We start from the raw sequence: 12547 nt of genomic DNA, 5'->3' as shown, positions 1-12547 counted from the left end.
CCTCAGTCGCGCGAACGGGCGGCGAACGCGCGCAGGGCGAGGGGCATGAAGATCGCCGTGAGCGCCACCGCCCACACGACCGTCACCAGCTCGGGGTGGTGCAGCGGCCAGGCCGAGTCGGCGGTGGCCGGCTCGCCGTTCCCCCACAGGTCGCGCAGCGCCTGGACCAGGGAGGACAGCGGGTTCCACTCGGCGATGGTCGCGAGCCAGTCGGGCATGTTGCTGGTGGGGGCGAACGTGTTGGCGACGAACGTGATCGGGAACATCACCGTGAACATGAAGCCGTTGACCGCCTCGACCGACCGCATCATCGAGCCGACGAGGATGCCGAGCCAGATCATCGCGAAGCCGAACAGCAGGAGCAGCGCGAACCCGAGCACCGTGTCGAGCACGCCGTTGTGCACCCGCCAGCCGATCGCGAGGCCCGTCAGCGCCATCACGGTGATGCCGATGCTGGAGTGCAGCAGGCTCGAGACGCTCCGCCCCACCAGGATCGACGCCCGGGAGATCGGCAGCGACTTGAACCGGTCGACCAGGCCCTTGTCGAGGTCGGTGTTGAGCCCGATCGCCACGATGAACGACGCGAACGCCATCGTCTGGGCCATGATCCCGGGCACCAGGAACTCCCGGTAGTCGCTGCCGGAGACCGCGATCGACCCGCCGAACACGAACGCGAACAGGCAGACGAACATGATCGGCTGGATGGTCACGTCGAGGAGCAGCTCGGGCATCCGCTTGATGTGGATCAGGTTGCGGCGGACGACGATCAGCGAGGCGCCCAGCAGCGACGGCGGGGAGACCTCGGGGCGCTCGGGCCGGGCGACCTCCGCGGCGGCCGGGCGGGTCGGCGTGGTGGTCATCGGGTGGCTCCTTCGAGGCTGTCGAGCTCGTCGTCCAGGTCGTCGCCGCCGGTCTCCTCGGCGCGGTGGCCGGTGAGCGCCAGGAAGACGTCGTCGAGGCTGGGGCGCTGGAGGCCCAGGTCGTCCACGGTGATGCCGCTGTCGGCGAACGCGTGCGCGATCCGGGTCATGTCGTCGAGGCCGTGTGCCTGGGCCGTGAGCCGGCGCGCCGCGGGCTCGACGTACACCTCGGGGGCGCACGAGCGCAGCAGGCTCTCGGCGCGCTCGAGGTCGGCGGTGTGGGTCAGCGTCAGCACGACGGAGGCGGCGCCGGCCTGGTCCTTGAGCTGGGTGGGCGTGCCCGAGGCGATGACCGTGCCCCGGTCGATCACGACGATGTCGTCGCAGAGCTGGTCGGCCTCCTCGAGGTACTGCGTGGTGAGCACGAGCGTGGTGCCCTCCCCGACCAGGCCGCGCAGGACGTCCCACAGGTCGTTGCGGCTGCGCGGGTCGAGGCCGGTCGTCGGCTCGTCGAGGAACAGCACCGGCGGTGCGGCGATGAGGCTGACCGCGAGGTCGAGGCGCCGGCGCATGCCGCCGGAGAACTGCTTGACGACCTTGTCGGCCGCGTCGGTCAGCGAGAACCGCTCGAGCAGGTCGTCGCCGGCGGGCCGCACGTAGGAGGTCGGCAGCCCCGCGAGGCGGCCGATCATCCAGAGGTTCTCGCGGGCCGTGAGGAGCTCGTCGACCGTGGCGGCCTGACCGACGAGGCCCATGCTGCGCCGCACGGCTTCAGGCTCGTCGAGGATGTCGTAGCCGGCGACCCGGCCGGTGCCGCTCGTGGGCCTGCTGAGCGTGGTGAGCATGCGGACCGTGGTGGTCTTGCCGGCCCCGTTGGGGCCGAGCAGTCCGAGCACGGTGCCGGCGGGCACGGCGAAGCTGACGTGGTCGACGGCGGTGTTGTCGCCGAAGCGCTTGACCAGGTCGATCGCCTCGACGGCAGGGGTCAGGGTCATGCCTCGATCTCACCAGGCGGCACCGACCGTTTCCAGTGGGTTTCGCCACCGGCGCAAGAACGGTCGGTGTCCGTCGTACGGCGTGCGGGGGACGTCAGTAGGCGCCGGAGGAGCCGACGACCGCCCGGACGGTCTTGGCCAGGATGACCAGGTCCGAGAGCATCGACCAGTTGTCGACGTAGTAGAGGTCGAGCCGGACCGACTCGTCCCAGCTCAGCTCGGAGCGCCCGGAGACCTGCCACAGCCCGGTGATGCCGGGGCGGACCAGCAGCCGGCGGCGCATGTCGTCGTGGTAGCGGTCGACCTCGTCCTGCAGCGGCGGGCGCGGGCCGACCAGACTCATGTCGCCCTTGAGCACGTTGAGCAGCTGCGGCAGCTCGTCGAGGGAGTAGCGCCGCAGCACCCGGCCGACCCGGGTGATCCGCGGGTCCTCGCGCATCTTGAACAGCACGCCGGCGCCTTCGTTCTGCCCGACCAGCTCGGCCCGTCGCGCCTCGGCGTCGACCACCATCGAGCGGAACTTCAGCATGTCGAACAGCTGGCCCGTCCTGCCCACGCGCGGCTGCCGGAACAGCACCGGGCCGCCGTCCTCGCGCCGGACCAGCAGGGCGCACGCGACCATCGCCGGTGACAGCACCACGAGGGCGGCGAGCGAGAGGACGATGTCGAACGCCCGCTTGCCGAACCCGCCCGCCTCGCCCGCCTGCGGCTCCTGGAGGTGGATCAGCGGCAGACCGGCGACCGGTCGCATCCGGATGCGCGGGCCGGCCACGTCGGTGAGCGACGGCACGACGACGAGCTCGACGCCCGCGCCCTCGAGCGCCCACGCGATGCGGCGCAGCTCGCCGGCGGTGTTGTAGCCGCCGCGGGCGACCAGCACGGTGTCGGCGCCCTCCTCGATGCAGATCCGGCGGATGTCGGTGGGCCCGCCGAAGATCGGGACCGGCACCTCGTCGGGCTCGACGTTGCGCGGGGTGCAGGCGCCGATCACCTGGTAGCCCAGGTACTTCTCGCGCTCCAGCACGGAGACGACCTCGCCGATGCCCGTCGCGCCACCCACCGCGACCACGCGGTGCACGAGCCGGCCCCGCGAGCGCATCCGGTGCATGAACCGTCGTACGACGAAGTGGCTGAGCAGCACCAGCGGCAGGCCGACGAGGAAGGTGAGCAGCAGGAATCCCCGGGACAGCGGGATCTTGAACATGTAGCAGCCGAGCCCGACGAGACCAGCGGCCATCACCGAGGCCATCGCGACCGCGCGGTACTCGGCCGTGCCGGCGCCGAGCGACTGCACGGAGTAGGCGCCCTGGAGGGCGAGCAGCAACAGCCAGGTCAGCACGATCCACGGGCCGGCCGCGAGCACCACGGCGTTGTCGCGGGCGACGGGGTCGAGCCAGCCCTCGATGCCCACGCGCAGGCGCCAGCCGAACAGCAGGGCGGCCTCGATGACGATCAGGTCGAGGAAGACCAGCCAGACGCGCAGCACGAGCAGGTCGCGGACGGTGCGCGAGCGGTCGACGACCTCCGCCTGCTCGGCGAGGCGCTGCGTGGACGCCACCTGTGAGAACCCCCGGGTCGATCACGTACAGCCCGGGACCCGACCCGAGCATCCCGCCACGATAGGACGTCGACGGGACCGAGCGGGCGAAGACGGGAGAAACCGTCCGCAACCGTGGACGAGGTGCTAGGGCTGCGCGGCCGAGGGCTCAGCGGCGGGTGAGGGCGCGCAGCGCCGGGCGGGCGTCGACGATGTAGACGATCGCCGCGACGGTGCCGATCAGGTTGAGGAAGCTCATCGGGCTCCAGATGAGCATGTGGGCCGCCAGGGCGATCCCGAGGATGATCAGCCAGGCCGGCTTGGTGAGCTTGTCGGCGGCGACGTACGCCTCGGGCTTGTGCGAGACCGCGTCGACGAACGCGAACGCCTGGACGGCGAACATCGCCAGGGTGGCGAGCAGCATGAGGCCGTTCTGGAAGGCGAAGAGATCGAGCACGTCACCAGAGTAGCGACCTCGGCCGGATCCGGGCACGACCGCGCCCCCGGCTCGACAGCGAGCGCGGGGGCGCGGAAGGGGTGGTGCGGTGCTGCTCAGGAGTCGGACTTGTCGCCGGCCTTGTCGGCGGCGTCGCCGGCGGCCTCGGCGGTCTTGGCCGCGGTCTCCTTGGCGGCGGTCTTGGTCGCCTTGGCCGGGGAGCCGGTCTTCTTGGCGGCCTTCTTGGTCGACTTCTTGGCCGTGGTGGCGGTGGTCTTCGCCTTGGTGGTGGTCGTCTTGGCGGCGGCCTTGGCCTGCTGCGTTGACTCCTGGCCGCGCACCTTGGCGACGAAGTCCTGCCCGCGGGTGGCCAGCTCGGCGTAGCTCTTGTTGAGCTCGGCGACAGTCTTGTTCAGCTCGGCGAGGTACTCGTTGACGAGCTTCTGCGCGCGGGCCGGCAGACCCTTGGCGTCGGTCTGCAGCTCGGCGATGCGGGCCTCGACGGCGGTCTGCGCCTTCTTGGCGTCGCCCTGGAGCTCCTCGACGCGGGCGGTCACGAGGGTGACGGCCTGGTCGCGCAGGATCTTCGGCTCGAGGTCCAGCTTGGCGAAGCGCGCCTGCACGTCGCCGGCGGTCGTGCGGGCGAAGCCCACCGCGAGGTCGCCGGCGCCGACGGCGGCGTAGAACGGGCGGGTGGCGTCGAACTTGGGTGCCTTGGTCTTGGTAGCCATGTCAGCCTCCTGAGGCTTCGGTGTGGGAGTTCGCTGCGCGGAACGAGTTGTAGACGTCGAGCAGCGACTGCTTCTGTCGTTCGGTCAGGCCGGTGTCGGCGAGCACGGCCAGCTCGACCGAGCGGACCTCGCCTTCGTCCGGGTCGAGGATCCCCGCGCGGACGTACAGCGTCTCGGCGGAGATCCGGAGCGCCTTGGCCAGCTGCTGGAGCACCTCGGCCGAGGGACGGCGCAGACCGCGTTCGATCTGGCTCAGGTAGGGGTTGGAGACGCCGGCCTGCTCCGACAGCTGTCGCAGCGAGAGCTTGGCGGCCATTCGCTGCTCGCGGAGGTAGTCGCCCAGCGTGCCGACGGTCTTTCCGACCCCGAACTTTGCCATGCCTCCACTCTGCCCCGGAGTGCTAACTCTTGCAAGCGCACCGAACCGATTTCGGCGTGAAGCATCCCACAAAGCCGTTACAGCACAGGGTTTTCTCAGGTGTACGGCGTGCATGCAACCGGTTGCACACGGGTGGCGGACAGGCGGCCGGTGGTCGGCCTCAGGCGCCGGGCTCGGGCGACGGGCGGATCGCGGAGCCGTGCTCCTGCCACCAGGCGGCGGCGACGCGCTGCCACTCCGGCACCTGGTCGGAGGTGGCGATCGCCGCGAGCCCGGGCGAACCGGACATGCCGAGGGCGTACATCTTGCCGCGCGCGGCGTTGGTGAGCTCGCGGCCCAGCGAGCTGCGCAGCACCTGGTCGGACATCGCGCTGTACGGCATGTGGCCGAGGGCCTGCGCGACCGGCGTGACCACGTCCTCGGCGGGGTCGTCGAGGAGGCTGATCATCCGAAGCCGGTGGGTCTCGTCGCTGAGGTAGCGCGCCAGCGTCGCGGTGCGCCCTCGCATCCAGTTCGAGTGCCCGGTGTCCTTGAGCAGCACGAGCAGGCAGTCGGTGACGGCGCGGCCGAACGGCGAGGACGCGATCAGCAGCGAGGACAGGTGCCGGCGCTCGGAGTCGCGGTGGAACAGCGCCTCGCGCACCAGCCGGGTGAGCATCCGGTCCTCGGCGTACGTCGGCTCCTGCGGCACGAGCGTGCGGGCCTGCTCGGCGATCTGGCCCGCGATGGCGCGGGCGCGGGTCGCGACGACCTCCTCGCCGTGCTCGACGGCGTACCCCAACCTGCGGCGGCCGGCCCGGTCGGCCGCGTGCACCAGCGTGGACCGCATCCCCTCGGGCATGCCGGCGATCAGCTCGGCGAGGTCCTCGCTGGCGCGCACCGGGTCCCGGCGCCACAGCTGCAGCACCAGCATGTCGAGCCGGGCGCGCTCCTCGTCGTCGAACTGGCCGCGCGCCAGCTTCTCGGTGGCCGACCAGATGCCGACCTTGAACACCGACTGCGTCGGCGGCTTCTCGATCATGTCGAGCACGAGCGAGGCCGCGGCCCGGGTGGGCAGCCGGTCGAGCATGCCGACCGGGGTGGTCAGCACCTGCGCGCGCGGGTCGGCGACCCAGGTCGCGACGGCGTCGACGAGGTAGGGCTGGGCGCGGGGGACCTGGGCGAGGTTGAACGCGGCGGCGCTGTACTGGCGGTAGGCGAGCTTGACGGTGCGCGGCATCTCGTTGACCAGCCGCCCGCACAGCGCGGCCCACACCGAGGAGCGCAGGAACGCGTGCGGGACGGCCGCGAGGTGCCAGCCGAGGTCCTGCCAGTCGCGGGACAGCGCGCCGCCGTCCTCGCACAGGTCGATCAGCGCGTCGAGCCGGTCGGCGAACTCCGGGGTGGCCGGGTCGAGCTTCGGCCGGGCCAGCCGGGCCTTGATCCGCGGGAGGATCGCGCCGACGTACGCCGTGATCGAGGAGATCTGGCCGGACTCGATGCCCAGCACCTGCTCGTAGGCGGCCATCGCCTCGTAGGAGATCGGGATCTCACCGGACTCCCAGCGCGACAGCAGGCTCCGGCTGGTGGGCATCCCGGCGTCACCGAGGGCCTCGATGAAGACGCGGCCGTCCTGGAACGACGGGTCCGGGTGGTGCAGCCGGGACATCGCGAGCAGCCAGCCGATCCGCGCCTCGACGTCGACCGTGACGGCGTTGAGGGGCGTGGCGTCGTACGCGATCTGCTGCACGCGACCCGGTCGTCTGCCCGTCACGACACCCCCTGTCCTCCACGGCATCCTATTCGCGGGCCGCCGCGGCAGCTGTCAGAACACCGCGCGCAGGCTGCCGACCGGCACGCCGCCGCCCAGCAGCTCGACCACGCCGGTACGGCGGACGGCGTCGCCGTCGACGCCGGTCTCGTCGGGGACGCCCATCCGCTCGAGCGCGGCGGCCATCAGCACCGGCCGCACCCGCGGGGCGCCGTCGTCGGTCTTGAGCGCGACGGCGCGGCCGTCGGGCAGCGCCACGGCGTAGCAGGACTCGGCGCCGGCCTTGCCGATCGCGCCGGGCACCGCGCGCAGCAGCGCGGCCTCGTCGCGACGGGTGCCGGAGGTGAACTCGGGGTGCGTGCGGATCGCGTCGGCGACGCGCTGCTCGAGCCCGTCCTGCGCGGTGGCGAGCGTGCGGAACGCCCGGGCGAGCCCGGAGAGGCTGGTGGAGAGGAGCGGCGCGCCGCAGCCGTCGACCGCGACCGCCTCGACGGGCTCCCCCGTCAGCTCGGCGAAGGTCTCGGCGATCGCGACCTGCAGGGGGTGGTCGGGGTCGCGGTAGGTGGTGGTGTCCCAGCCGTTGACGACGCAGGTGGCGAGCATCGCGGCATGCTTGCCGGAGCAGTTCATCGCCAGCGGCTCGCGGCCGTGGCCGTCGCGGATCCACTCCTCGCGGGCGGTGTCGTCGATCGGGAAGTCCGGCGGGGTCTGCAGCGCGGACTCGTCCAGACCGGCGCCCTTCAGGATCCGCAGGGCACCGTCGAGGTGGAAGGCCTCGCCGGAGTGCGACGCGCAGGCCAGCGCGAGCAGGTCCGGCGGCAGGTCGAGGCCGGCGCGCAGCATCGCCAGCGCCTGGACCGGCTTGTTGCAGGAGCGCGGGAACATCGCCGACGTGACGTCGCCGACGGACCAGTCCACGTCGCCGGCCCGGTCGAGGACGACCACGGAGCCGTAGTGGTGGCCCTCCACGAAGCCGGAACGGACGATCTCGGCGACGACCACGGGTGCGGGCATGGCGCGGACTGTACCGGCCGGTCGCGGCCGTCCCGGCCCCGGTGCGGCACACTGTTCCGGTGCCCGACCAGCCCGTGCCCCAGCACTGCCCGACGCCCACGGAGCTCGACGACCTCGAGCTGCTGGTGTCGGGGGCGCTGGCCCCGCTGACCCGGTTCGACGAGCCGGGCAGCCCGGTGACGCTCGCGCTGCCCGACGACGTGCGCGCGGCCGCGGAGGCCGCCGGCGCGGTCGAGCTGGTCGACCCCGAGGGGCTGCCGCTGGCGCGGGTGGCGCTGCCGGACGGGACGATCACGCCGCTCACGCACGCGCAGTACGGCGCCTTCCGCCGGCTGCACCTCACCCCGGCCCAGGTCCGCGAGGCGTACGACGCCACGACGCTGACCGTGCCGGTCACCGACGCGCTCACCTACGCGGACCTCGACCGGATCGGCCACGTCGCCGGCGGCGCCCCGGTGCTGCTGCTGGCTCTGATCGGCACCGGGACGCCGCTGCTGTCCGGCCCCGCGCTGGTGCGGGCGTCGCTGCTGGCCGCCGCGCACCTCGCGGACGCGTCCGTGGTCGCCGTACCCCTGGCCAGCCACGGCGACGCCGAGGTCGACCACGCGCTCGGCAAGGGGGTCGTCGAGTCCTACGCCCCCGGCCCCGTCCTCGGGCTCACCGGCGAGGGCGACCTGCCCGACGACATCGCGGCGGTCGTCGAGCGCGACCTGCCTGCGCCCGACGAGCAGGGGCTGGTGCTGTTCTTCACCGGGCTGTCGGGCAGCGGCAAGTCGACCATCGCCCGGGCGCTGCACGACGTGCTCCTCGAGCAGGGCGAGCGCACCGTGACGAGCCTCGACGGCGACGTGGTCCGCCGCAACCTCTCCGCGGGGCTGACCTTCTCCAAGGCCGACCGCGAGACCAACATCCGCCGGATCGGCTGGGTCGGTGCCGAGATCTCCCGCCACGGCGGCGTGGCGATCTGCTCGCCGATCGCCCCGTTCGACGCAACCCGCAAGCAGGTGCGCGCGATGACCGACGCGGCCGGCGGCCGTTTCGTCCTGATCCACGTGGCAACCCCTCTGGAGGAGTGCGAGCGGCGCGACCGCAAGGGCCTCTACGCCAAGGCGCGGCGCGGCGAGATCCCCGAGTTCACCGGCATCTCCTCGCCCTACGAGGAGCCCGAGGACGCCGCGGTCCGGATCGACACGACCGGCCGCAGCATCGAGGACTGCCTCGACGAGGTCCTCGACCACCTGTACGACGAGGGGATCCTCCACCGACCGGCCGGCTGACGCCGGCAGACAACAAAGGGTGCGCATTACATGAGCGAGCTGTTCACGACGGCCGCGCTGTCCGTCCTCCTGGTCAGCTTCGGCGTCGGCATCGTCGTCGGCCTGACCGGCATGGGCGGCGGCGCGCTGATGACCCCCGCGCTGATCTTCCTCGGCGTCAACCCGACCGCCGCGGTCGCCAACGACCTGGTCGCGGCCAGCGTCAACAAGTCGGTCGGCGCCGCCGTGCACTGGAAGCACGGCAAGCCCAACATCCGGCTGGCGTCGCTGCTGATCGTCGCCTCGGTGCCGACCGCGTTCGCGGGCGCGTTCATCGTCAAGGCGCTCGGCGGCGGCGAGGCCGAGTCCACCGAGAGCTTCCTGACCTACGCGATCGGCTGCGCGCTGCTGTTCACCGCCGCGACCTACGCCCTGCGGATGTACCTCCAGCTCCGGCACGTCACCTCGGGCAACACGATCTCCGAGGAGGACCCGAAGCTTCGGGTCGTGCCGACGCTGCTGGTCGGCGCCACCGGCGGCCTCCTGGTCGGCATCACGTCCGTCGGCTCCGGCTCGTTGATCATGGTCGCGCTGCTGCTGCTCTACCCGACACTGAGCGCGATCAAGCTGGTCGGCACCGACCTGGTCCAGGCCGTCCCGCTCGTCCTCTCCGCCGCGATCAGCCACGTGCTGGTCACCGGCGTCGACTGGGCGGTGCTGATCCCGCTGATCGTCGGCGGCACCCCCGGCACGTTCCTCGGCGCCCGGCTGGCCAACTGGGTCTCCCAGTCGGTGATCCGGCGCGGCATCGTGATCGTGCTCAGCCTGACCGGCCTGAAGATGCTCGGCGTCCCGCCGGAGATCGTCGGCCTCATCGGCGCCGCCATGCTGCTGCTCGGCCCGCTCGTGTGGGGCTTCATCCGGCAGACCCGCGGGCTGCCGGCCTTCGACAACAACGCCGCCGCGTGGCGGCTGCCCGAGCGGTCCTCGTCCTCCGTGTCGTCCGGCGACGAGGACGAAGCTAGGCGCACGCCGACGCGCTGACCTCACCGAGCCCGGACGAGCGGACCCCCGGCGTGGTCCGGACGTCGGGGTCGCCGGTCTGGCCGTTCCCGGTGCGCAGCTCGAGCACGATCTCGCGGCTCTTCCCCGGCTGCAGCGCCACCGTGCGGATCACCACCGGGCGGTCGCCGTACGACGACAGCTGGGGCTCCAGCGCCTGGCCGTCGACGCTCATCGACAGCAGCCGGCCGTCGCGCGGGACGGCGAGGTAGAGGGTCTGCACGATCGCCCCGCGGCCGAACACCGGCACCTCGGGCGCGACGTACTCCGAGAGCCGGCGGTAGCCCCGCGGCACCCGCGACGACAGCCGGACGGTCACCGTGAGGTGCTGGCGCCCGCGCGCGCACCGGTCGGCCACGACGTCGACCCGGTGGTCGAGGTAGTAGTCGAGCTTGTAGGCCGGGACGGCGTTGAGGTAGACGCCGACGTCCGGGGTGGCGTCATCGGCGACCGGGAACGCGCCGCCGAGCCGGGTCGGCGCGAGCAGGTCCTGCTCCTCGGGATGCGCCGACCAGACGAGCGTGCGGCCCTCCTCGGTGCTGCGCACCAGCCCGTCGAGCAGCCCGCGGGCGTCGCCCTGCCCGGTGACGACGGCGCCGAAGACGCTCCGGGCGACCCGGTCGAAGAACCGGTTCTGCGCGGCCGGGTCGGCCACGTCGGCGTACACCTGGCTGAGCAGCAGCGGGACCGCCGAGTCGGCGTCGACCGGCTCGCCGGCCACGTCGACCGGGCCGGTGGCGCGGAGCAGGTGGGACAGCGCGACCGGATCTGCTGACAGCACGCCGTCGACGCGGGTGCCGTACCGCTTCTGCCACATCGCGCGCACCAGCTCGCCGGTGCGGGGGAAGTCGGGGGTGAGGTTCACGTCCTGGCTGAACCGGCCGAGCCGATCGGTGAACAGCGCGACCTCGCGCTCGGTGAGCGGCAGCACCGGGCGCTCCGGCTGACCGCCGAGGCGGGCGGCGTCGGACTGGCGGCCCAGGACCAGCCGCCCGTCGTCGGCGACGACCTGGGCGAACGCCCCGGGGATGCCGCCGGTCGCGCGGGCCTCGGCGTTGTTCTGGAAGACCAGCACGTAGGTGCGGCGGCCGTCGGCGCCGAGCATCGGCGGCAGCAGCCGGACCGCGCGCGACGCCCGGTCGGCGAGGACGGCCGCCTCCTCGAGCCGGGTCTGCAGGTCGACCACGGGCGTCGCGACCTGGTCGACGAGCGCGGTGGGGTCGAGCGTGTCGGCCCGGCCGCGCAGCTCTGCGATGACCTCCGCGGCGCGGACGACGCCTGGCGCGGCGTCCTCGATGGGCTGCAGGTCGACCCGGCCGTCGACGGGCCGCAGTCGGGCGGGGTCGAGGGCCGCGGCGGAGGTGACCACCCCGGGCAGGGCGTCGGTGGTGAGGTCCCGGCCCACCCCGGCGACCACCTGGACGGCGCGGACGTCGTCGCCGACCCAGGGCAGCCGGGCGGCCAGCCACCAGCCGGGGCCGGTGGTGCTGTCGACCGCGGTGCGGGCTTCGGCCTGCGCGTGGTCCAGCGTGGCGGGCGCCGCGGCGACGTCACCCTCGGTGAGCTGGCCGGCCAGCGTCTCCACGTCGGCGGCCATCTGCTGCAGGGCGGTCCGGGCGCGGAACGCCTCCCAGGCGGTGAACGCGATCCCGGCCAGCACGACGACGGCTCCGACGAGCAGGAGCGCTCGTCGGAGCCGGTGCGGTCGTCCGTGGTGCGAGGTCACGAGTGGTGGCGCAAGCCCTCTCGGGGCGGGTGACCGGTCAGATGACAGTCACGCGACGGCGGCGGATCACCAGGGTAGACGCGCCGGCGACCAGCAGCGCGATGCCGGTGAGGCCGATCAGCTGCGCGCCGGGGGTGAGACCGGTGGCCGCCAGGCCGCCGACCGCGCCGCCGCCGGCGTTGGTGCCGGCCGCGCCGAGGGTGCCGCCGTTGCCGTTCCCGTTGTTGTTGCCGTTGCCGGCGAAGGCCTCGACACCGAGGATCTGGGCGCCCTGGCTCGCGGAGACCGCGGCGGTGCCGTTGGTGCAGCTGCCGCGGTAGTTGGCGCGCACCTCCTGGTTGCTGCCCTTCTTGGCGGTGAACTCGCGCGACGTCGCGGTGCCGTTCACGACCGTCTGGGTGTCCTTGGTGCCGCGGTAGTTGAAGACGACCGTCCCGCCGGTGACCGGCCGGCCGTCGACCTCGACGGTCGCGGTCGCACGGAACTTGTCACCCGCGGACGGGTTGGGCGGCGTCAGGGTCACCGACGTGGTCGTCTGGGCCGGCGTGCCGTACGACGGGCAGGCCGGCGCGTTCAGCGCGGACGCCGTACCGGCGAACGCGACCGAACCCGTCGCCAGGAGTGCGACGGCAGCGCACGCGGACAGGACTCGCTTGAGCAGCGACACCATGGAAGATCCCCCAGAGTCGAAAGTTGTACCGAAGAAACGGTCGTGGCCCCCCACTTCCGCTGCAGAAAGGTAACAACCCAAACCGGACACCGCTACGGGACTAGACGAAAAATGTCCGTTCGGCCGACCCC

Annotated in this window: 12 protein-coding genes; 2 read left to right on the top strand and 10 right to left on the bottom strand. The window is 72.7% G+C overall.

Annotated features, from left to right (window positions below):
* Positions 1-2: 2 nt before the first annotated feature.
* The 8 genes from ETU37_RS05565 to ETU37_RS05530 all read right to left on the bottom strand — a co-directional run bounded on the left by ETU37_RS05565 (position 3) and on the right by ETU37_RS05530 (position 7702).
* Positions 3-860 carry an ABC transporter permease gene (locus ETU37_RS05565; protein ID WP_129986162.1) on the bottom strand — a complete coding sequence of 286 codons (858 nt, stop codon included), beginning with the start codon at positions 858-860 and terminating at the stop codon, positions 3-5.
* A complete protein-coding gene (locus tag ETU37_RS05560) occupies positions 857-1855 on the bottom strand; it encodes an ATP-binding cassette domain-containing protein (RefSeq protein WP_129986160.1) in 999 nt (332 codons plus the stop codon). The genes ETU37_RS05565 and ETU37_RS05560 overlap by 4 nt, the downstream gene beginning before the upstream one ends.
* A 94-nt stretch (positions 1856-1949) precedes the next feature.
* Positions 1950-3413 (bottom strand): sugar transferase, encoded by a 1464-nt coding sequence (locus ETU37_RS05555; protein ID WP_206053747.1) that lies wholly within the window; start codon positions 3411-3413, stop codon positions 1950-1952.
* A 148-nt stretch (positions 3414-3561) separates the two neighbouring features.
* Positions 3562-3849 (bottom strand): DUF2516 family protein, encoded by a 288-nt coding sequence (locus ETU37_RS05550; protein WP_206053745.1) that lies wholly within the window; start codon positions 3847-3849, stop codon positions 3562-3564.
* Positions 3850-3944: 95 nt separating this feature from the next.
* Positions 3945-4559, bottom strand: coding sequence for a hypothetical protein (locus tag ETU37_RS05545; RefSeq protein WP_129986158.1), 615 nt, complete (start codon positions 4557-4559; stop codon positions 3945-3947).
* Position 4560: 1 nt separating this feature from the next.
* On the bottom strand, positions 4561-4938 hold the full coding sequence (locus tag ETU37_RS05540) for a helix-turn-helix domain-containing protein (protein WP_129986156.1): 378 nt from the start codon (positions 4936-4938) through the stop codon (positions 4561-4563).
* Between the two features lie 160 nt (positions 4939-5098).
* Positions 5099-6667, bottom strand: a complete 1569-nt coding sequence (locus tag ETU37_RS05535) for a hypothetical protein (protein ID WP_129986154.1) — start codon at positions 6665-6667, stop codon at positions 5099-5101.
* Positions 6668-6742: 75 nt separating this feature from the next.
* The gene (locus tag ETU37_RS05530) at positions 6743-7702 is read right to left on the bottom strand and encodes an asparaginase (protein ID WP_129986152.1); all 960 of its coding nucleotides are present in this window, start codon (positions 7700-7702) and stop codon (positions 6743-6745) included.
* A 59-nt stretch (positions 7703-7761) separates the two neighbouring features.
* Between ETU37_RS05530 and cysC the strand changes: the two genes are divergently transcribed.
* A complete protein-coding gene (cysC, locus tag ETU37_RS05525) occupies positions 7762-8979 on the top strand; it encodes an adenylyl-sulfate kinase (RefSeq protein ID WP_129986150.1) in 1218 nt (405 codons plus the stop codon).
* A gap of 30 nt (positions 8980-9009) precedes the next feature.
* Positions 9010-10002, top strand: a complete 993-nt coding sequence (locus ETU37_RS05520) for a sulfite exporter TauE/SafE family protein (RefSeq protein ID WP_129986148.1) — start codon at positions 9010-9012, stop codon at positions 10000-10002.
* On the opposite strand, the gene ETU37_RS23820 is transcribed toward ETU37_RS05520, so the two are convergent.
* The gene (locus ETU37_RS23820) at positions 9980-11746 is read right to left on the bottom strand and encodes a DUF4012 domain-containing protein (protein ID WP_129986146.1); all 1767 of its coding nucleotides are present in this window, start codon (positions 11744-11746) and stop codon (positions 9980-9982) included. The genes ETU37_RS05520 and ETU37_RS23820 overlap by 23 nt on opposite strands.
* Positions 11747-11783: 37 nt before the next feature.
* The gene (locus ETU37_RS05510) at positions 11784-12416 is read right to left on the bottom strand and encodes a hypothetical protein (protein WP_129986144.1); all 633 of its coding nucleotides are present in this window, start codon (positions 12414-12416) and stop codon (positions 11784-11786) included.
* Positions 12417-12547: the final 131 nt, after the last annotated feature.

Origin of the sequence: Nocardioides iriomotensis, assembly GCF_004168035.1 — a bacterium.
GTDB classification, from domain to species: domain Bacteria; phylum Actinomycetota; class Actinomycetes; order Propionibacteriales; family Nocardioidaceae; genus Nocardioides_B; species Nocardioides_B iriomotensis.
Note: the sequence above shows the minus strand (reverse complement) of the source record. Positions and strands in the feature narration are given on the sequence as shown.